This window comes from Micromonospora sp. NPDC047762 (genome assembly GCF_043204655.1).
In the GTDB taxonomy this organism is placed as follows: Bacteria; Actinomycetota; Actinomycetes; order Mycobacteriales; family Micromonosporaceae; genus Micromonospora.
The window spans coordinates 45,594-65,425 of the sequence record NZ_JBIDCQ010000014.1 but is presented as its reverse complement, the minus strand read 5'-3'; the positions used below and the strand labels follow the sequence as shown (position 1 = coordinate 65,425).

At 73.1% G+C, this 19,832-nt stretch carries 21 protein-coding genes; 17 read left to right on the top strand and 4 right to left on the bottom strand.

Annotated elements, in window-relative coordinates; translation table 11 throughout:
- Positions 1 to 122: 122 nt before the first annotated feature.
- From ACGF3C_RS31650 to ACGF3C_RS31640, 3 genes are all read right to left on the bottom strand, one after another.
- Positions 123 to 1,472, bottom strand: a complete 1,350-nt coding sequence (locus tag ACGF3C_RS31650; protein ID WP_393227387.1) for an FAD-dependent oxidoreductase — start codon at positions 1,470 to 1,472, stop codon at positions 123 to 125.
- Position 1,473: 1 nt separating this feature from the next.
- Complete coding sequence (locus ACGF3C_RS31645) at positions 1,474 to 1,884, bottom strand: TcmI family type II polyketide cyclase (protein ID WP_393227385.1); 411 nt, start codon at positions 1,882 to 1,884, stop codon at positions 1,474 to 1,476.
- A gap of 130 nt (positions 1,885 to 2,014) precedes the next feature.
- The gene (locus tag ACGF3C_RS31640) at positions 2,015 to 2,812 is read right to left on the bottom strand and encodes a BTAD domain-containing putative transcriptional regulator (RefSeq protein ID WP_393227383.1); all 798 of its coding nucleotides are present in this window, start codon (positions 2,810 to 2,812) and stop codon (positions 2,015 to 2,017) included.
- A 425-nt stretch (positions 2,813 to 3,237) separates the two neighbouring features.
- Between ACGF3C_RS31640 and ACGF3C_RS31635 the strand changes: the two genes are divergently transcribed.
- The 11 genes from ACGF3C_RS31635 (at position 3,238) to ACGF3C_RS31585 (ending at position 14,095) form a co-directional block, all read left to right on the top strand.
- Positions 3,238 to 3,576: a TcmI family type II polyketide cyclase gene (locus tag ACGF3C_RS31635; RefSeq protein ID WP_393227381.1), complete on the top strand. Its 339-nt coding sequence runs from the start codon at positions 3,238 to 3,240 to the stop codon at positions 3,574 to 3,576.
- Positions 3,573 to 5,321: an acetyl-CoA carboxylase carboxyltransferase subunit alpha gene (locus ACGF3C_RS31630; RefSeq protein WP_393227379.1), complete on the top strand. Its 1,749-nt coding sequence runs from the start codon at positions 3,573 to 3,575 to the stop codon at positions 5,319 to 5,321. The genes ACGF3C_RS31635 and ACGF3C_RS31630 overlap by 4 nt, the downstream gene beginning before the upstream one ends.
- A complete protein-coding gene (locus tag ACGF3C_RS31625) occupies positions 5,318 to 5,848 on the top strand; it encodes an acetyl-CoA carboxylase biotin carboxyl carrier protein (RefSeq protein ID WP_393227377.1) in 531 nt (176 codons plus the stop codon). Before ACGF3C_RS31630 ends, ACGF3C_RS31625 begins: the two co-directional genes overlap by 4 nt.
- Positions 5,849 to 5,867: 19 nt before the next feature.
- Entirely contained in the window at positions 5,868 to 7,298 is a 1,431-nt protein-coding gene (locus tag ACGF3C_RS31620; RefSeq protein WP_393227376.1) for an acetyl/propionyl/methylcrotonyl-CoA carboxylase subunit alpha, read from the top strand.
- Complete coding sequence (locus ACGF3C_RS31615) at positions 7,295 to 8,050, top strand: SRPBCC family protein (RefSeq protein WP_393227374.1); 756 nt, start codon at positions 7,295 to 7,297, stop codon at positions 8,048 to 8,050. Before ACGF3C_RS31620 ends, ACGF3C_RS31615 begins: the two co-directional genes overlap by 4 nt.
- The gene (locus ACGF3C_RS31610; RefSeq protein WP_355007988.1) at positions 8,043 to 8,438 is read left to right on the top strand and encodes a cupin domain-containing protein; all 396 of its coding nucleotides are present in this window, start codon (positions 8,043 to 8,045) and stop codon (positions 8,436 to 8,438) included. Before ACGF3C_RS31615 ends, ACGF3C_RS31610 begins: the two co-directional genes overlap by 8 nt.
- The gene (locus tag ACGF3C_RS31605; protein ID WP_357197538.1) at positions 8,435 to 9,709 is read left to right on the top strand and encodes a beta-ketoacyl-[acyl-carrier-protein] synthase family protein; all 1,275 of its coding nucleotides are present in this window, start codon (positions 8,435 to 8,437) and stop codon (positions 9,707 to 9,709) included. The genes ACGF3C_RS31610 and ACGF3C_RS31605 overlap by 4 nt, the downstream gene beginning before the upstream one ends.
- A 76-nt stretch (positions 9,710 to 9,785) precedes the next feature.
- On the top strand, positions 9,786 to 11,060 hold the full coding sequence (locus ACGF3C_RS31600; protein ID WP_357230277.1) for a beta-ketoacyl synthase N-terminal-like domain-containing protein: 1,275 nt from the start codon (positions 9,786 to 9,788) through the stop codon (positions 11,058 to 11,060).
- Complete coding sequence (locus ACGF3C_RS31595; RefSeq protein WP_357197532.1) at positions 11,057 to 11,374, top strand: antibiotic biosynthesis monooxygenase family protein; 318 nt, start codon at positions 11,057 to 11,059, stop codon at positions 11,372 to 11,374. Before ACGF3C_RS31600 ends, ACGF3C_RS31595 begins: the two co-directional genes overlap by 4 nt.
- Before the next feature lie 141 nt (positions 11,375 to 11,515).
- Positions 11,516 to 12,343, top strand: coding sequence for a M55 family metallopeptidase (locus ACGF3C_RS31590; protein WP_393227371.1), 828 nt, complete (start codon positions 11,516 to 11,518; stop codon positions 12,341 to 12,343).
- A gap of 402 nt (positions 12,344 to 12,745) precedes the next feature.
- Entirely contained in the window at positions 12,746 to 14,095 is a 1,350-nt protein-coding gene (locus ACGF3C_RS31585) for a class I adenylate-forming enzyme family protein (RefSeq protein ID WP_393227369.1), read from the top strand.
- Here ACGF3C_RS31585 and ACGF3C_RS31580 read toward each other — a convergent pair.
- A complete protein-coding gene (locus tag ACGF3C_RS31580) occupies positions 14,023 to 14,709 on the bottom strand; it encodes a 4'-phosphopantetheinyl transferase family protein (RefSeq protein WP_393227367.1) in 687 nt (228 codons plus the stop codon). The two genes, ACGF3C_RS31585 and ACGF3C_RS31580, sit on opposite strands and share 73 nt — an antisense overlap.
- Positions 14,710 to 14,724: 15 nt before the next feature.
- Here ACGF3C_RS31580 and ACGF3C_RS31575 point away from each other — a divergent pair, with 15 nt between their 5' ends.
- From ACGF3C_RS31575 to ACGF3C_RS31550, 6 genes are all read left to right on the top strand, one after another.
- Complete coding sequence (locus ACGF3C_RS31575; RefSeq protein ID WP_355007995.1) at positions 14,725 to 14,991, top strand: acyl carrier protein; 267 nt, start codon at positions 14,725 to 14,727, stop codon at positions 14,989 to 14,991.
- Positions 14,991 to 15,236, top strand: coding sequence for an acyl carrier protein (locus ACGF3C_RS31570; RefSeq protein ID WP_357230269.1), 246 nt, complete (start codon positions 14,991 to 14,993; stop codon positions 15,234 to 15,236). The genes ACGF3C_RS31575 and ACGF3C_RS31570 overlap by 1 nt, the downstream gene beginning before the upstream one ends.
- Positions 15,229 to 16,332 (top strand): beta-ketoacyl synthase N-terminal-like domain-containing protein, encoded by a 1,104-nt coding sequence (locus ACGF3C_RS31565; protein WP_393227365.1) that lies wholly within the window; start codon positions 15,229 to 15,231, stop codon positions 16,330 to 16,332. The genes ACGF3C_RS31570 and ACGF3C_RS31565 overlap by 8 nt, the downstream gene beginning before the upstream one ends.
- 137 nt (positions 16,333 to 16,469) lie before the next feature.
- Positions 16,470 to 16,916: a beta-ketoacyl synthase chain length factor gene (locus ACGF3C_RS31560; protein ID WP_357230265.1), complete on the top strand. Its 447-nt coding sequence runs from the start codon at positions 16,470 to 16,472 to the stop codon at positions 16,914 to 16,916.
- Complete coding sequence (locus ACGF3C_RS31555) at positions 16,913 to 18,529, top strand: class I adenylate-forming enzyme family protein (RefSeq protein WP_393227364.1); 1,617 nt, start codon at positions 16,913 to 16,915, stop codon at positions 18,527 to 18,529. The genes ACGF3C_RS31560 and ACGF3C_RS31555 overlap by 4 nt, the downstream gene beginning before the upstream one ends.
- A complete protein-coding gene (locus ACGF3C_RS31550; protein ID WP_393227362.1) occupies positions 18,526 to 19,764 on the top strand; it encodes a beta-ketoacyl-[acyl-carrier-protein] synthase family protein in 1,239 nt (412 codons plus the stop codon). The genes ACGF3C_RS31555 and ACGF3C_RS31550 overlap by 4 nt, the downstream gene beginning before the upstream one ends.
- Positions 19,765 to 19,832: the final 68 nt, after the last annotated feature.

Here is a 19,832-nt window from a genome sequence, read left to right as displayed (position 1 = left end):
CCCGATGAGACCCGGGTCGGGCACGGAGCGGGTGAGGTGTGGCTCGGTCGGATGGAGCGCTCCGGACGCGATGAGACCCGGGCCCGGCGAGGACGCCGAGCCCGGGTCGGGTGGTGCCGGGTTCAGTCCCGGTCGCCCTCGTAGGTGTGGAATTCGTCGACGAACCGGCGACGGAGCGGTGGTACCCGGCTGGTCACTCCGAAGTAGCCGCGCGCGCCGAGCAACGCGAGTCGACCCACCACCGGCCGGTACATCCGGTCGTCGCCGCTGGTGCCGCTGCGGTTCAACGATTCGGCGACCCGGGCGAAGCCGTACGGCGCCATCACGGCCTCGTAGTCGGCGACCGCCTGGAGCAGCGTCTTGTCGCCGGCGGTGGCGCGGCTGAGTTGTGCGCAGAGCAGGCGGGCGTCGCGCAGCGCGGTGTTCGCCCCCACGCCCCGACCCGGGGTCATGGTGTGGATGGCGTCGCCGAGCATGGTGACGGTGCTGCTCTTCCAGGGCGGCACCGGCTCGGATGTGGACACTTTGATCGGTAGGGCGCTGGCCGGGTCAGCGTGGGCGAGCAGTTCCCGCAGGTGCGGGTGCCAGTTCGCGGTGAGGTCCAGGGCGACCTGCACCAGGTCCTCACCGCGGCGTTCCATGATGTCGGTCGGGAACCGGTTGGCCGCACTCCAGATGATCAGGTTGATGTTGTCGGTGGTGGTGTCGTGGGCCAGGCCGGGCCAGTCTCGGAGCAGGGCGGCGTCGGGCTCGCTGACGCCGGGCTTCATCGCGCGTTCGGCGTCCCACTTGAACTCCATGACGTGCAGCACGCCCATCATCCCGCCGACGCCGAAGATCAGTGAGATGCCCTGCTGGACCCGCTCCGGAATGAGACCGCGGGTGTGCGGGGTCAGCGGGATGCGGGTGGCGATGTTGATCGTCCCGGCGTCGCGGGTGACGGCGTGTGGCAGGTACTGGCGGCGTACGGCGGAATGGGTGCCGTCGGCCGCCACCAGCAGGTTGCCGGTGGCGCTGGTGCCGTCGGCGAAGTGCGCGGTGACAGTGCCGTCGTCGCGCTGCTCGTACCGGGTGAAGGTCTTGTCGAAGTGCACCACGTCCTCCAGGCCGGTCAGTAGCACCTGGCGCAGCACCATGCGGGCCACCGAGTGTTCGGTGCGGACCGGGTCGGCGCTCGGCCGCAGCGCGAACGACGCGGTCTGGCGCAGCCCCTGGGTGACGACGTTGAAGTAGTGCGGCGGCCGGGCGCAGGTGGCCAGGAAGGTGGCGAACAGCTCCGGGGGCAGGCATTCCTTCAGCGCTCGGCTACCGGTGGGGCCGATGCCGACCCGGTAGCCGAGCAGCCCCTCGGCGCGGTCGCGGTGCCGTTCGTAGACGGCGACGCTGATCCCGGCGCGGCGCAGGCCGTGCGCCAGGCACAGCCCGCCCGTGCCCGCGCCGATGATCAGGACGTGCGGCGGCGCGGCGGACATGTCAGCCGGCCGGGTGCGCGGCGGGCGCCTCGGTGACGGCCGGGCGCGGAGCGGGTGCCTCGGTGCTGGCCGGCCGCGCCGCGGGCGCCTCGGCCGCGTCCCACCGGTAGAAGCAGCCGGCGATCGCGTCCCGGGGGGAACGCCAGGTCGGCAGGTACGGCGACGTGTGCGCGGAGAGCCGCTCGTTGACCTGTCGGAAGAGCGGGTGGTTGCGGGCCGCCGCGAGCGCGTCCGGGTCGACGTCGTCCGAGGTCTCCAGCAGGTGTACGTACAGGTCGTGCAGGCAGTACAGGGATCGGTGCGTGACACCGGTCAGGCCGGGCAGTTCGGTGGCGTCGGACTCGGCGAAGATCTGCGCGACCCGCCCCTCCGCTCCCGGGATGATCCGGCTGACGATCAGTAGACGACTCATGGGACCCCTTCCGCCGGTGGCCTGCCCGACCCCTCGGGGACCGGTGCCACGTGCTCTGTGCGCCCACCGTGCCGTAGCGCCTGTCACATCACCGTCACGTAGGCCGAACGGGCGGTGACGGCCACCGTTGTCACGGACGCCGGACGGCGGGTGACGGGCGGTCGGCGACGGCCTCGCGGCTGGCCTGGCGGATCGGAGCGAGGGTGTCGTCGAGCAGGGCGCTCATGGCGGGGCTCGGCTCCAGCCGCAGCTCCCGGCGCAGCAGGTCCCGGTAGACGTAGAAGGCGTGCACGGCTTCGAAGGCGTTGCCCTCGGCCAGGTGGATGCGGACCACCAGCCGGTGTGGCGTCTCCCGTAACGGCTCGGCCGCCATCGCCTCCAACGCGGCTTCGAGGGCCTCGCCGTGCCGCCCCGCGGCCAGGTGGTGCCCGGCCACCTGTTCCAGCATGTGCAGGCGGAGTTGGCGCAGGCGTTCCCGGTCCAGCAGCACCCAGTCGTCGTACCAGCCGGGCAGGAGGTCGTGCCGCCCGGCGGCGAGCGCGCCGGCCGCGGTGCGCGGGTCGTCGCCGTCCCGGACCCGGGCCGCGGTGCCGACCAGGTCGTCCACGTCGAGCCGGACGGCCGGGCCGAGGCGTACGGTGTCGCTGGCCACCGTCATCGGGCAGCACGGGTCCTGTCGCAGCCGCCACAGGGCGGTACGGAGGGAGGACAGCGCCCGTTCCTCCGACGCGTCGGGCCAGAGCAGCCCGGCGAGCTGACTGCGGGTGGCGCCGGGGCGGAGCCCGATCAGCGCGATCACCCGTTGCAGCCCGCGCGGCACCACGACCGGCACCGCCTCGCGGAGGAGCCGGAAACCTCCGAGCAGGTGCAGTGAGACGCCCTCCTCGGGCGGGTCTCCGGCGGTCGGCACGGACGAATCAGCGGCCACGGCGGCACCCCCTGCGGAACGCTCGTCCCGACTGTCTGCTGTGTCCCGGATCGGTTGCCCTCGACGCCACTGTCGACCCCGCCGATCGTGGCGTGGCCGGGCGCGGCCCCGCCCGCCGAGGCCGCCGGGCTGACCACGCTGAAGATTATCAATAACGGTCACGTTGCGTCAACGCCAACGTGGACCTTGTATTGGCGACAGCCAACCCGAAATCGGTTCTGAACTGCATAAACATTGGCGCGTCGAATTCACCCGGCACATAGCTGATACACAGGTTGCGTCAACGCAGCGTCACCATCATCCGTCGCTGGCCGACCTGGCACTGTGACGCCGCCGTGACGAGGATCGGCGCATCGTGTCGGCAGTCGTCCAGCGCGTCCGGGGGCCACCCGTCGCCGGCCGGACGCCGTGGGGGGAGGCCCAACATGGACCGATCGCTGATCATCGCGAAGGTCGATCCGACCGCCGAGGATCGGGTCGCCGAGATCTTCGCCGAGTCGGACGCGACGGAGCTGCCGCGCCTGGTCGGTGTCCGGCACCGCTCGCTGTACCGACTGCACGACCTCTATGTGCACCTGCTCGAGACCGCCCAGCCGGCGGAGGGCGCGGTGGAGGCCGCGCGTGACCACCCCGAGTTCATCCGGGTCAGTGACCGCCTACGCCCGTACGTGTCGCCGTACCTGTCGACCTGGCGCTCGCCGCGCGACGCCATGGCGCGGTGCTTCTACCGGTTCGATTCCCCGGACACCGGGCGGCGGTCGTGACGGCCACCGCGCCGCGCGAAGAGCAGCTCTGGTCCCGCTGCGCGGGCTGCGCGACCCTGCTCTACCGCAAACGGCTGCGCCGCAACCTCGACGTCTGCCCGGAGTGCGGGGAGCATGCCCGACTCGGCGCGCCGGAACGCCTGCGCCAACTGGTCGACCCGGGTTCGCTGCGCCTGCTGCCCGACCGGCTGCCGGGGGCGGACCCGCTCGACTTCGTCGACGTGCTGCCGTACCCGCACCGGCTCACCGGCGCGCGGGCCAGCACGGGTCTTGCCGAGGGGGTCGTCTGCGCCACGGCCACCATCGGCGGGAACCCGGTGACCCTGGCGGTGATGGACTTCCGCTTCCTCGGTGGCAGCCTGGGCTGTGCGGTCGGCGAGCTGATCACCCGGGCCGCCGAACGGGCGCTCGACGACCGCACGCCGCTCGTCCTGATCACCGCGTCCGGCGGTGCGCGGATGCAGGAAGGCGCGCTGTCGTTGATGCAGATGGCGACCGTCAGTCAGGCCATCGCCGCGTTGCGCGAGGCGGGACTGCTCACCGTGAGCGTCCTCACCGACCCGACCTACGGCGGAGTGGCCGCCTCGTTCGCCACCAACACCGATCTGGTGCTCGCCGAGAGTGGCGCGCGGATGGGCTTCGCCGGCCCCCGGGTGATCCGTCAGATCACGGGGCGGGCCCTGCCGGAGGGCTTCCAGACCGCCGACTTCCTGCTCCGACACGGGCAGGTCGACATGGTGGTGCAGCGCCGGTCGCTGCGCGGACGGCTGACGGCGCTGCTCGCCGCGACCCGCGCCGGCCGTCCGGCGCATCCGCCCGTACCCCGTCAGGAGCCGGCGTCGCACCGCGAGCGCCTTGCCGACGACGGCGCCGTCGTGACGCGTCCGACGGACCCGGCGGCCGAGGGAGACGCCGGCATCCCGGTGGTACGCGACGCGTGGGACACCGTCCGGATGGCGCGGCACCCGGGGCGGCCCACCACACTGGACTACCTGGACTCGGTCTTCGACGGGTTCGTGGAGCTGCACGGCGATCGGCTCGGCGCGGACTGCCCGGCCATCGTTGGTGGGTTGGCGCGGTTGGCCGGCCGGCACGTGATGGTCATCGGTCACCAGAAGGGGCACACCACCGCCGATCTGGTCGCCCGCAACTTCGGCATGGCCAGCCCGGCCGGGCACCGTAAGGCGCTGCGGCTCATGCGCCTCGCGGCCCGCCTCGGCCTGCCCGTGGTCACCCTGGTGGACACCCCCGGCGCCGACCCGGGAGTGAGCGCCGAGGAGCACGGCCAGGCGGCGGCCATCGCCGAGAACATCCTCACCCTCACCGTGCTGCCCACCCCCGTGCTCGCGGTGATCACCGGCGAGGGCGGTAGCGGCGGCGCGTTGGCGCTGGCGGTGGCCGACCGCGTGCTGATGCTGGAGAACGCCGTCTACTCGGTGATCAGCCCTGAGGGGTGTGCGGCGATCCTCTGGCCGGACCGGTCGGCGGCCCCGCAGGCCGCCCGCGCCCTGCGACTGACCGCGCCCGACCTGCGCCGGCTCGGGGTGGTCGACGAGGTCGTGTCGGAGCCGTCGAGCGCCGCGCACGACGACCCGGCGGAGACCGCCCACCGGTTGCGTGCCGCCCTGCTGGCCAACCTCCTGCCGCTGCTGGACGTGCCGCCGGCCATGCTGGTCCGGCTGCGCCGGCAACGCTTCCGACGGTTCGGCGCGAACCGCGTCGGCACTCGGGCGGGCCTGCGATGACGGCCGGCGACGGGGCGCTGTCGACGGTCGACGCGTCCGACGACGTCGCTGTGGACGGCGAGGAGGCCCTCGCCGGGCTGCGCCGGCAGGCGCAGCACCTGATCGCCGAGCTGGCCGGGCCGGTGCGCCGGATCCGGCTGCGCAGCGGGCCGGCGGTGCTGGAGGTCGAGTGGCACCCCGAGGAGGCGACCCGACCGGACGTACCCCTGCCCCGGGCCGAGTCGGCACCGGCGGTTGGTCCGACGCCCAACGCCGCCCCTGCGGTGCTCCGGCCGCCGGTGCCCGGCCGTGCCTCGGTGCGGGCACCGATCGTCGGCACCTTCTACCGGGCGCCGGAGCCGGGCGCGCGACCGTTCGTCGCGGTGGGCGACCTGGTCCGCCCCGGCCAGCCGGTGGCCATCGTCGAGGCGATGAAGCTGATGAACGAGGTGACCGCCGACCGGGCCGGCCGGGTGGCCGCGATCCTCGTCGAGGACGGCCAGCCGGTCGAGTACGACCAGCCGCTCGTCGAACTGGATCCGGCATGACGGCGCGGGGTGGTTGACAATGTTCGAGACCGTGCTGATCGCCAACCGGGGCGAGATCGCGCTGCGGGTGCTGCGCGCCTGCAAGGAGCTCGGCGTCCGGACGGCGGTGGTCTACTCCGCCGCCGACGCCGACTCGGCGGCGGTACGCCTCGCCGACCAGGCCGTCCGGATCGGACCGGCGTCGAGTCGGCGCAGCTACCTCAACGCGGCCGCCATCGTGGAGGCGGCACGGCAGGTGGGGGCGCAGGCCGTGCACCCCGGCTACGGCTTCCTCTCCGAGGACGCCGACTTCGCCGAGATCTGCGCCGACAACGGGCTGACGTTCATCGGCCCGCCACCGGCGGTGATGGCCGCGCTGGCCGACAAGTCCTCGGCCCGCGCACTGATGAGCCGCGCCGGCCTGCCGCTGTCGCCGGGCAGTGTCGCGCCGGTACCGACCGCCGCCGCGGCGGCCGAGGTGGCCGACACCGTCGGCTACCCGGTGATCGTGAAAGCCGCCGCCGGGGGCGGGGGCCGGGGGATGACAGTGGTGCGCACCCCGGGCGAGCTGCGCCGGGCGTACACCCGGACCCGGGCCGCCGCGCAGGCAGCCTTCGGCGACGACCGGGTGTACGTCGAGCGTTACCTCACCGAGGCGCGGCACGTCGAGGTGCAGGTGCTCTGCGACGCCCACGGCAACGGGGTGCACCTGGGCACCCGGGACTGCTCGGTGCAGCGCCGGCACCAGAAACTGGTCGAGGAGGCGCCCGCGCCGGCGCTGCCCGCCGCCGTTCTCGACACCATCGCCGAGACCGCCCTGCGGGGTGCCCTCGAGGTCGGTTTCGTTGGCGCCGGCACGCTGGAGTTCCTTGTCGACGCCGAGGAGAAGTTCCACTTCCTGGAGATCAACTGCCGGATCCAGGTGGAGCATCCCGTCACCGAGATGGTCACCGGGATCGACCTGGTGCACGAGCAACTCCACATCGCCGCCGGCGTACCGCTGCGGTGGCGGCAGAAGGAGATCCGCCTGCACGGCGTTGCGGTGGAGTGTCGGGTCAACACCGAGGACCCCGAGCGCGGCTTCGCCCCCACCCCCGGCCGGTTGGAGCGGTTCACCCCACCCGGTGGCCCGTTCACCCGGGTGGACACCCACGCCAGCGCCGGTTACCTGGTCGGTCCCTGGTACGACTCGCTGCTCGCCAAGGTGATCGTCTGGGCACCCGACCGGGAGCTGGCCCTCAACCGGCTGGAACGTGCCCTGGACGAGTTCGATGTGGCCGGTCCGGGCGTGCACACCACCATCCCGTTCGTCCGGCGGGTGCTCGACGACGCCGCATTCCGCAAGGGCCGCTACACCACCGGCCTGGTCGACCGTCTGCTCTCCGCGCCCGCTCCCGGGCCGACGGCCACCCCCGCACCGCGCACCGCGCCCGCCGCAGATCCCGACGCAACCCACAGGAGGACCCGATGACCGTCACCCATGGTCGCCCGATGACCGCCGAGATCACCGACATCCTGGTGGCGCACTGCGGGCTGGACGCCGACGCCGCGGCCCGCGCGCCCGCCGCGTCGCTGGAGGAGCTGGGCATGGACTCGCTCGCCCTGCTGGAACTGTCGGCGGTCGTCGCCGACCGCTGGCAGGTGGCCATCCCCGAGCAGGCCGGACAGCTGAGCATCCCGGCGGTGGCCGACCTGGTCGCCCGCCGCGCCGACCCGCCCGGGCACACCGAGAACAGCGTGGTCATCGACGCGCCGCTGGGGCTGGTCTGGGAGGTCACCAACGACGTGGCGAACTGGACCGAGCTGTTCACCGAGTACGCCGTGGTGGAGATCCTGCACCGCGAGGCGCACACGGTGCGGTTCCGCCTCACCATGTACCCCGACGAGAACGGGGTGTCCTGGAGCTGGGTCAGCGAGCGCACCGACGACCCGGTGAGCAGGCAGGTCCGGGCGCACCGGGTGGAGACCGGGCCGTTCGAGTACATGCGCATCCACTGGCGCTACACCGAGGAGGCCGGTGGCACCCGGATGACCTGGACGCAGGACTTCGCGATGAAGCCGACCGCGCCGGTCGACAACGCCGCGATGACCGAGCGGATCAACACCAACAGCGTGATCCAACTCGCGGTGATCAAGGACCGGGTGGAGCGGATCGCCTGGCAGCGCGCCGACCAGGGCACGCCGACCGCCAGCGACGCACCGACGGGAGCCGACGATGAGTGACCTGAGCACCCGCCCGATCGCCGCCCGGGACGTACCCGCCGACCGCCGTCGCGGCGGTGAGCTGCGGGTGCTGCTCGGCCCCCGCACCGTCGGCAGCACCTCAGGTTTCCTCGGTGTGGCCACACTCGAGCCGGGGGAGCGGATCGCCGAGCACTACCACCCGTACAGCGAGGAGTTCCTGTACCTGGTGCGGGGCGCGATCACCGTCGACCTTGACGATCAGCCGACGCTGCTGGCCGCCGGTGAAGGGCTGTTCGTACCGGTGAACGTGCGGCACCGGCTGCGCAACACCGGCGTCGAACCGGCCGAGGTGGTCTTCCACCTGGGCCCGCTCGCCCCCCGGCCCGAACTGGGTCACGTCGACACCGAACTGGTGGAGGCACCATGACCGGGCGCCGCACGGTGGTGACCGGGATCGGGGTGGTGGCCCCGGGCGGCGCCAGCCGGGACCGCTTCTGGAAGACCATCACCGAGGGGCGCACCGCCACCCGGCGGATCAGTTTCTTCGACCCGTCGGCGTTCCGGTCGCAGATCGCGGCGGAGTGCGACTTCGACCCGGTCGCGGCGGGTCTGAGCGAGGCCGAGCGACGCCGGGCCGACCGGTACGTGCAGTTCGCGCTGGCCTGCTCCGCCGAGGCGGTGGCCGACGCCCAGTTGGAGCTCACCGACGCGCAACGGGACCGGGCCGGGGTGGTGCTGGGCACGGCGGTGGGCGGCACGATGGCGTTGGAACAGGAGTACGTCACAGTGAGCGAGCACGGCCGACGGTGGTTGGTGGACGGCACGCGCGGCGGCCCGTACCTCTATCAGGCGCTGGTGCCCAGCAGCCTCGCCGCGGACGTGGCCTGCCGGCACGGGCTGCACGGCCCGGCGCAGGTCGTGTCCACCGGCTGCACCTCCGGCATCGACGCCATCGGGTACGCCCACCAGATGATCGTGGACGGTGAGGCGGACGTGATGCTGGCCGGCGCGTCCGACTCGCCGATCTCGCCGGTCACTGTCGCCTCGTTCGACGCGATCAAGGCGACCAGCCCGGACAACGACGACCCGGCACACGCCTCCCGCCCGTTCGACGCCGATCGGCACGGGTTCGTGCTGGCCGAGGGCGGGGCGGTGCTGGTGCTGGAGGAGGCCGGCCACGCCCGGCGTCGGGGAGCGCACATCTACTGCGAGGTGGCCGGCTACGCCAGCCGCAGCAACGGCTTCCACATGACCGGGCTGCGACCGGACGGGCTGGAGATGGGCCTCGCCGTCACCGACGCGCTCCGGCAGGGCCGGATCCTGCCCGAGCAGGTCTCCTACATCAGCGCCCACGGCTCGGGCACCCGGCAGAACGACCGACACGAGACGGCCGCGTTCAAGCGGGCGCTGGGCCAGGCCGCGTACCGGATCCCGATCAGCTCGATCAAGTCGATGGTCGGGCACTCGCTCGGCGCGATCGGGTCGATCGAGATGGCCGCGTGCGCCCTCGCCATCGAGTTCGGTGTGGTGCCGCCGACGGCGAACTGGAGCACCCGGGACCCGGAGTGCGACCTGGACTACGTACCCAATGAGGCACGGGAGGTGCCGGTGGACGTGGCCCTCTCGGTGGGCAGCGGTTTCGGCGGTTTCCAGTCGGCGATGGTCTTCCGTCGGATGCTCGGCGCGGTGGCGGCGTGAGCGAGCGTAGCGAGCGAACCATCAGGCACAGCAGCGCGGCGTCTCACGCCGGCGCGGAGCGAAGCGGAGTGCTGGCGTGAGCGCCGCTTCGCACAGTGGCGGCGCGACGGCCCGGGCGGTGGTGACCGGCATCGGGGTGGTCGCACCGAGCGGCATCGGCGCGGACGCGCACTGGCGTACGGTCCTTGCCGGCACCCGCCGGACCGGGCCGATCACGTTGTTCGACCCGGCCGGCTATCCGACCCGCTTCGGCGGGGAGGTGCCCGGCTTCACCGCCGACTCCTACGCCGACAGTCGACAGTTGGTGCAGACCGACAGGTGGACGCACCTCGGCTTCGCCGCCACCCGGCTGGCGCTGGCCGACGCCGGCCTGCCCGACCGGGCCCCCGACCCGTACGGCTACGCGGTGACCCTGGCCAGCTCGTCCGGGGGCAACCTGTTCGGTCAGCGGGAACTGCAACGGCTGTGGGGTGGCACCTCGCGGACGGTCGGGGCGTACCAGTCGATCGCCTGGTTCTACGCCGCCAGCGTCGGGCAGCTCTCCATCCACCACCAGTTCAAGGGCCCGAGCGGGGTGCTGGTCGCGGAGTCGGCCGGCGGCCTGGACAGCCTGGCCCACGCCGCCCGCGCGGTGCGCCGGGGCACCCCGGTCGTGATCGCCGGGGCCACCGAGTGCCCGTTGAGCCCGTACGCGCTCGCCTGTCAGCTGCGCTCGGGGCTGCTCAGTGACGTCGCCGACCCGGAGCGCGCGTACCGGCCGTTCGACGCCACCGCCAGCGGCTACCTGCCGGCCGAGGGAGGAGCGGTGTTCGTGGTGGAGGAGCTGGGGCACGCCCTGGCCCGGGGCGCCCGGGTCTACGGCGAGGTGAGCGGGTGGGGCTCCACCCACGACGCCGCGCACACCACGGCGCAGAGCAGCGGCGACCCGGCCCAGTACGCGCGGGCGATGCGGCTGGCTCTGGACCGGGCGGGCGTCGCCGCCGCCGGAATCGACGTGGTGCTGCCCGACGCTCTCGGCGTGCCCCGCTACGACCGCAGCGAGGCCGAGGCGCTGCGGGCAGTGTTCGCCGACCGGCCGCCCCCGGTGACCACGCAGAAACCGCTGACCGGTCGGGCGTACCAGGGCGGCTCGGCGTTGGACGTGGCCACCGCGCTGCTCGCCTTCGCCCACGACACGTTGCCCGCGTCGGCGGGACCGGACGAGGTGGCCGAGGGCTGCGAGCTGGACTTCCTGCGCGAGCACCGCCGACCGCGCAGCCGACTCGCCCTGATCTGCGCGCGGGGTTTCGACGGGTTCAACAGTGCGCTGGTCCTGCGCGGGGCCGCGCCGATGAGAGAAGAGGCGTCATGAGCGACAAACGGGCCCGGGTGGTCTTTCTGGTACGGGTGCCGGTGCCGCGCACCGAGGCGTTCCTCGCCGCGTACGAACAGGTGCGACACCTGGTCGCCGGCGGTGTGCCGGGGCACCTGGTCGACCAGGTGTGCCGGTCGTCGACCGACCCGGAGCAGTGGCTGATCACCAGCGAGTGGGCGAGCCTGGCCGACTTCGAGGAGTGGGAACGCAGCCCCGAGCACCGGGACCTCGTACGCCCGATGCGGGAGTGCTTCACCGACGCCCGTTCGCTGCGCTTCCACATCCACGCCCAAACCCCAGCCCTGGCCTGAAGCTCCCCGCGCCCCCGGCGCCCTCTTCCCGCGATCTTGCACTTGGTGTCGCGACATAGGGGGCATGTCACGCGTCTCGACGACCGAAACCGCAAGATCGGCGCGGTGGGGACGGGTTGCGGCGCGTAGGGTCTTGCAGTTGTGAAGGTACTGATCTCGGTGGACATGGAGGGCATCTCGGGGATCGTTCATCCCACCGAGACGAATCCGGATCGGTACGACTACGAGCGCGGCCGGGCGTTGATGACGGCCGAGGCGAACGCGGTGATCGCCGGGGTCCTCGATGCCGAACCCGAGGCGGTCGTGTGGGTCGCCGACGCGCACGGGACGTTCCGGAACATCCTGCCCGAGGACCTCGACCAGCGTGCTCACCTGGTGCGGGGCAAACCCCGGCCGCTGGGCATGCTCGCCGGGCTGGACGAGCACACCGATGCCGTCCTGCTCATCGGCTATCACGCTCGGGCGGGTGCCGGGCCCGCCGTGCTGGCCCACACGATGAGCGACGCCATCCTCGACGTACGGGTGGCCGGGCGGTCGCTGGGCGAGATCGGCCTCAACGTCGCCATGGCAGGGCACCTCGATGCGCCCGTCGTCCTGCTCAGCGGGGACGACACCGCCTGCGCCGAGTTCAGCGCGGTGGTGCCCTCGGCGGTCACCGTCGCCGTCAAGCAGACCCTGGGTCAGGCCGCCGCGGTGGCCCTGCATCCGCAGGAGGCACGGGAGCGGCTGCGCCATGCCGCCGCCGACGCGGTTGCCCGGCTCGCCTCGATACCGCCGGCGAAGATGGCCGGGCCGGTTGACGTCGAGGTCGACCTGTACGGGCCGTACATGGTCGACCTCGCAGTTCTGGTGCCGGGTGTTACCCGCGTCGGTGGTGGCCGGACGGTCGCCTTCCACGCCGCCGACGTCGCCGAGGCGTACCGCCTGGTTCAGCTGCTCGTCCAACTCGCCAGCATCAAACCGAGCTAAGGCCCGTTTGATAAGAACTGGCCGGCCGTCGCCAGGGCACCGCCTCGGCTCGACCGCCCTTGTGAAACAGGCCTTGGCGCCCGAGAGCCGTCTCGCTCGGCCGGCGACCTCGCCGCCATCGGCCGTCCGGCTGAGGACGCGCGACGGTTGTACGAGGGGTCATGCCTCGGTGACGTTCTGCCGAATCACCCGCCCGATCCTGCCCGCCGAACGGGCTGTCGGCAATCCGGCTGGCCGCTGCTTTTGATCCATCCATTCGCATCTAGCAATGGCCACGTGGGAGTCGTATGGTTCCCCGCAGCACCCCGACAAGCGTACGTGATGGGCGGATTCGCCCTCTTTCATGCTGGGCGGTGAACGGCAGTGACGGCAGAAGATCCTACGGCGACAGACCCCGGCTGGGTGGACGAAGTCCTCTTCGCCGGCCACCCGACCGACGTTTGTCTTCGTCTGCCCGAGCCCGTCGACCGGGCGACCCTGCACCGGCTGGTCACCGCCGCGCAGGAGCGGCTGACCACCGCCGGACTGCGCCCCGGTGGCGCCGTGGCGCTGCGGTTGCCGCCGTCGCTGGCGTACGTGGTGAACCTGCTCGCCACCTGGCGCGCCGGGGGGCAGGCGATCCTGCTGGACCACCGGCTCACCGACCACGAGGTGGACCGGGCGCTGACCCGGTTGACCCCGCAGGTGGTGGTCGCTCCGGTGCGGACCGGTGGCGGCGCCCTGAAGATCTTCGTCGACGTCACCGAGGGCGTGACCCGGTACGCCGACCGCCCGGCGGTCAGCGGCCACGCCGTGATCCAGCTCAGCTCCGGCTCCACCGGCCCGTCCAAGGTGATCGGCCGCACCGCCGCCGACCTGGTCGCCGAGGTGCACCGCTACACCCGGATCGACGGGGTGGCGCTGCCCGGCGAGCGGATCATCCTGCTGCCCTCGATGGTGCACGTGCTCGGCCTGGTCGGTGGCCTGCTCTACGGGCTGCACGCCGGGGTCGAGCTGGTGCCGCCGGAGCGGCTCAGCGGCGACGCCGTGCTGGCCGCGATCGGCGCCGGCCCCACGCCGGCCACAGTGCTCGGCGTGCCGTTCCACATCGGACTGCTCGCCTCCACCCGCCCGACCGGTCCACTGCCACAGCTGCGGCGGATGACCACCGGGGGTGAGCTGGTCCCGGCCGCCGTCGCCCGGGCGTTCACCGACCGGTACGGCGTACCCCTGGGCAACATGTACGGGATGACCGAGGTCGGGGTGATCGGCACCGACCTGCACGGGTCGCACCGACCGTCGATCGCCCCCGCGCCCGGGATCGAGGTCCGCGAGTCCGGCGGTGAGCTGTGGGTGTCCTGCCCGGCGTCGCCGTACGTCGGGCTGAGCGACCCGACCCGCTGGTCCGACGGCTGGCTGCACACCCGCGACGCCGGGACCGTCGACGACGACACCGGCCTGGTCACGGTGCGCGGTCGACTCGACTCGCAGGTCTCCGTCGGCGGGATGAAGGTCGACCTGACCGAGGTGGAGGCCACCGTCGCCGAGCTGACCGGCGTCGCCGCCGCCGTGGTGGTCTGGGACGACGGCATCACCGCGTACGTCCAACCGGACGGCCCGTTGTCGGAGGAGACGCTGGACAAGCTCCTCGCCGAGCGGTTGGCCGGCTACAAACGGCCCAGAGCGTTGCACCTGCTCGATCAGTTGCCCCGTACCACCACCGGCAAGCTGGTCCGCTCGACCGACGCGCTGCGCTCGGCGGTCGCCCCGTGACCGGGCCGCTGCACCACCTCGACGTCGACCTGCTCGCCCGCGTGTGCGGCGACCGCCAGGACGAGGCCCCCGCCCAGCGGCGGGTGGCCGACCCGCAGCGGCCCGGTGCCGGGCACCGGCCGCAACGGGAGCCCCGGCGGCGGCATCAGCCGACGCAGCCCGCCGCCGCGCAATCCCTGCCCGAGCGCCTTGCCGACCGCCTCCTTGGCGGTCCACAGCCGCAGGAAGTCCACCGTCCGGCTGGCCTCGGGCCGATCGCCCAACCAGGCCAGCTCGGCGGGCGGGAACCAGCGGCGGGCCAGCGCGAGCGCCGGCAGCGGGCGGATCCGCTCCACGTCCACCCCGACCGCGCCGGCCCGACGGGCGGCGACCACCACCAGCCCGGCGGTGCGGCTGACGCTGACCGCCAGCTCGACCGACCCGGTCACCTCGTCTACCCGGACGACCGGCCGTCCGTCGCGGTCGTGCGTCAGCACCAGCTCGGCGTCCGGGCGACCGAGCAGCAGAGCACCCGCCCGCCGCAGCAGCACAGCGGCCGGATCCGGCTGACCGCCGGTGTCCCGGCCGACCCACACGTAGGCGGTGTCCCGACCGGACACCGTCAGCTGAGCCACGCAGAAAGGGTATCCATGAGAGCCGAGGTCCGCGCCTTCGTCGTCGAGCAGCTCGCTGACATGAACTACGACGTCGAGGGGCTCGACGACGACACCACGCTCGGCCCTTCCGGCGTCGACCTGGAGTCACTCGCCCTGGCCGACCTGTCCGTCCGGGTCGAGGACCGGTACGGCCTGACGTTCGCCGACGACGAGTCGGAGCAGCTCGCCCTGATGACGGTCGGCGAGTTCACCACAATGGTCGCCGATCGCGTCACCGAGGCGACGAGCGACAAGAGCTGATGGGCGGTCAGCCCGATCTGGGGCGAGCTGACCTGATGACCATGCTCGCCGAACTCACCGCGAAACCGGCTGCCGACGTGTCCGACCGGATCGGCTCGATGGAGCTTGCCTGGCTGGTGCACCTCGTCGAGCAGCGCTACGAACGCCGGCTCGACCTCACCGACGACGAACTGGCCGGCATCCGCACAGTCGACGACGCCCTGGTGGTGTTCCGGGCGTCGCTGACCGCCTCCGCAGATGGTTGAGGCGCGCGTCGCCCAGCTCACCGGTGTGTACGCGGTCAGCGCCCTGGGACGGGGCGCCGATGCGCAGCTCGCCGGGGTGTTGGCCGGCGTGCCGGCGTTCGGACCGGTGGACCGGTTCGACACCGCCGCCCGCCGGGTCACAGTGGCGGCCACCCTGCCCGAGGTCGCTACCCTCCCCGACGAGTTGGCCACCGCGATCGACGCGGCCTGCCGCGCGGCCGGTCTGAACCGCGCGCAGCGCGCCGGGTGCACCCTGCTCCTCGCCGTGCACGGCGGCCCGGCCGTGGGCCCGACGCCGGCCGCGCTCGCCGGTCAGCTCGCCGCACGATGTGGGCTGTCCGATCACATCCGGGTCTACACCAGCGCCTGCGTGTCGGCCAGCACGGCGGTGGCCGACGCCGCCGCCCGGATCACCCGGGATGATGTCGAGCGGGTCGTGGTCGCTGCCGGCTACCTGGTGGAGTCGGACCAGTACGCGCTCTTCGACGCCGGTCGCGCCCTCGCTGTCGACGGGGCGGTCCGCCCGTTCAGCGCCGGCCGTCGAGGGTTGCTGCTGGGTGACGGCGTGGCCGCCGTGGTGCTGGAGTCGCGCGCCGTCCGGCGACGCGGTGTCGAGCCGGTGGCCACAGTGGTCGGTTGGGGGCGGGCCGGCGACGCGTTCCATCCCTGCCAGCCGGAGCCCGGCGGCACCGGGCTGGCCCGCGCGGTCGACGGCGCGCTGCGCCGGGCCGGGCTGCCACCGCAGTCCGTCGGCTACGTCAACGCCAACGCCACCGGTACCGCGCAGAGCGACGCCGCCGAGGCCGCCGCCCTGCGTCGGGCTCTCGGCGGTCATGCCGCCCGGGTCCCGGTCAGCTCGACGAAGTCGGTGCACGGGCACGCGCTGGAGGCGTCCGGGCTGCTCGAACTGGTGGTCACCGCGCTCGCGCTGCGCCACGGCGACCTGCCGGTCAACGCCGGATGGCTGGGCCCCGACGAATCCTGCCCTCTGAACATCGTCAGAGACCGTCCGCAAAGGACGGAAGCCACCCACGCCCTGACCCTCAACGCCGCCTTCGGTGGCGCCAACACCGCTCTCCTGGTCGGCGTCGGATGACCGCCCCCCACTCCCCGCCGCGCACGTTCTGCCCCGACGAATCTGAGCAGGCGCCCGAATCGACGACCGGAACCGCACGATCGCCGGGGGAGAGAGCTCGGGCTCTCTGGCCCGAGGGCGGGGACGTCGGGGGCACCGTGGCGGGGGTGCCGGGGTTTGTGCACTCGGACTTCGCGCCGGTGGTGGTGGCCGTCGCGGAACGGTGTCTGCGGCGGGGGTACGGGTCGGCGGGAGTGCCCGCCGGGGTGCGGACGGGAATCGTGCTGGTCAGCGCCAGCGGTGATCTCGCCAGCGCCCAGCACGTACGGGCCACCGTCGAGGCCGGCGGGCGGATCGGCCCGCTGTTCTTCTTCCAGTCCGTGCCCAACAGCGTCGCCGGGCACCTCGCGGCCCGCTGGAACCTGCGAGGACCGGTGGTCTGCCTCAGCCCGACCGGCGACCCGTACACCGACGGTGTCGCCGAGGCCGACCTGCTGCGCGACGACGGCGACGCCGACGAGGTGTTGCTGATCCTGATCGAACAGGCACCCGACGGGCCGACCGAGGCGGTCGCGGTGCTGCTGGGGGGAGGAGCACGACCATGAGGACACGGGGACTGCGCGGCGCACTGGCCGCCGACACCGAACTGGGCGCGGGCAACGTTCTGGCCCGGGTGCTGGCGCACGGCGCCGACCCGGACGGGCCCGGCCTCACCTTCGACACCGCCGTCGACGGGCACCCCGCCGAGACGCCGCTGACGCTGGGGCTGCTCGACGAGCGGGTCACCGCCCGCGCCGCCTGGCTGCACGAACAAGGAGTACGCCCCCGCGACCCGGTCGCCGTCTGGGCCACCGCCGCCGCCGACATGGTGCTCAGCTTCCTGGCGCTGGCCCGGCTCGGGGCGATCCCGGCGCTGATGAACGGCAAACTCCGCCCGGAGATAGCCGCCGAGTACATCCGCCGCCTGCGGGGCGTCGGCGTGCTGGCCGACGACGCGCACACCGCGCTGCTGGCCGGGCACGACCTCGGCGTACCCCTGCTCGGCACTCCCGCGCAGGCCGGCACGGGTGACTCGGCCGCGGCCCCGGCGCACTACCGGCACCACCCGGACGACCCGATCGTGATCACCCACACCTCCGGGACGACCGGGGTGCCCAAGGCGGTGCTGCACTCGCACGCCAGCCTCTTCGCGGCCACCCGACACCTGCTCACCATGCCGCAGGCGCAGGGCACCACCCGGATCCTCAACGCGCTGCCCGCACCGCACACCGCGACGGTGCTGATGGTCAACCAGGCGCTGGGCAACCGCGCGCAGATGTTCCTGCTCTCCGAGCAGGGCGGCGAGCAGGTGCTGGACGCCATCCAACGCTGGCGCCCCGACGGAGTGTTCGGTTTCTCGGTCACCTGGGCGGAGTTGGCCCGCTTCGACCTGTCCGGGTACGACCTGGACTCGGTGCGGCTGTGGTTCAACACCGGCGACGCCTCGCACGAGCCGCACATCCGCCGGCTGGTCGCGGTCGGTTGGCGCGACACCATCACCCGCGACGGGGTGGCGAAGGTGCCCGGCTCGGTCTTCATCGACGGGTTGGGCTCCAGCGAGATGGGGCACTCGATGTTCCACATCACCCACCGCGCCGACACCGACCGGTACGGCCGCTGCATCGGCCGCCCGTACCGGTTCGCGAAGGTGGCGGTGCTCGGCGCCGACGGTGAGCCGGTGCCGGTCGGCGAGGTGGGTTTCCTGGGCATCGACTCACCGTCGCTGTTCCGGGGCTACTGGAACGACTCGGTCACCACCTACCGCTTCCGCCAGCGCGGCTGGTACCTCACCGGTGACCTGGTGCGCGCCGACAGCGACGGCCGCTACTACCACCTGGACCGGGCGGTGGACTCGGTCGACGCCGGTGACGGTCGGCGGTTCTTCACCGCGCTGTCCGAGGAGCGCATCCTCGCGTCCTGCCCGGACGTCACCGACTGCACCGTGGTGATCGTCGCCGAGGCCGGAGCGGTCGTCACCGACGTGCTGCTGGAGTTGGCCGCCGGCGCCGACGAGGCCGAGGACCGCACCGAGCGGGTCCGCGCCGCCCTCGGCCCGGACGTCGGCGCCACACTGCGCCGGGTCGTGCCGGTGCGCTCCGCCGACATCCCGGTCACCGTGACCGGCAAGGTCCGCAAGGTGGTCCTGCGCGAGCGCTACCTCACCGAGGCACGCTCATGACCGCGTTGATCACGGGGATGGGTCTGTTCACACCGGTCGGTCGGGGCGTCGAGGAAACCTTCGACGCGCTGACCACCGGCCGGTCCGGGCTGACCCGCCCGCCGGAGGGGCACCCGGCGAGCGCGTCGCTGGACGTCGCCGGCCTGCTGCCCGACATCGACCCACGTACCGTCGCGTCCGGGCCGGAGACCCGGGTGCTGGACCGGATCGTCGTCCTCGCCCTGCTCGCCGCCGCCGACGCTCTCACCGACGCCGGCATCGAGGTGGGCCGCGACGTCGACCCCGACCGGATCGGTGTGATCGTCGGTGGGGTCGGCGGGATGGCCACCCTGGAGTCGCAGGTGCTGGCCCGGGCGGCCCGGGGTCGGGCGGCGGTCAGCCCGTACCTGCTCACCGGGATCCTGCCGAACATGCCGGCGGCGCGGATCGCCATCGCGCACGGCATCCGCGGCTACAGCTCGTCGGTCGGCACGGCCTGCGCCTCCGGCGCCCAGGCGGTCGCCGACGGGGTGCGGCTCATCGCGACCGGCGAGGTCGACGTGGTGCTCTGCGGGGCCAGCGAGGCACCGCTCTTCCCGACCTTCGCCGACACCTTCGGCAACGCGCGGGCGTTGGCGCGCGCCGGCACCGACCCGGGCCGGGCGAGTCGGCCGTTCGACACCTCCCGCAGTGGGTTCGTCCTGTCCGAGGGTGCCGCGCTGCTGGTGCTCGAACGCGCCGAGCACGCCGCGGCCCGCGGCGTCGCCGGGTACGCGGAGGTGGCCGGTCACGGCGCGACGACTGACGCGTACCACCCGACCGCCCCCCGCCCGGACGGCGGCGGCGCGGCGGCGTGCATCCGCCGGGCGCTGCGCAGCGCCGGTGTGCCGGCGGCGGCGGTCGGATACGTCAACGCGCACGGCACCGGCACGAAGCTCGGTGACATCGCGGAGACCACGGCGCTGGCCGACGTCTTCGGCGTCGGCGGTGTGCCGGTCAGCTCCACCAAGGCGCTCACCGGTCACCTGCTCGGTGCCTCCGGGGCGTTGGAGGCGGCGGCCACCGCGTTGGCGCTCGGTCGGGGCCTGCTGCCGCCGACGTACCACCTCGACGATCCGGATCCGGCCTGCCCGGCGGACCACATCCGTGGCACGGCCCGCAAGACAGACCTGGAGTACGCCATCACCAACTCGTTCGGGTTCGGCGGCCAGAACGTGAGCCTGCTGCTGGCGCGCGTCGCCGAGCCGAGGGGGTGATCGAGGCGGCATCCCGGGCGGGGTGTACCCGGACGGCAACACAGGGGGAATCGGGTGGGAAGGGTTTG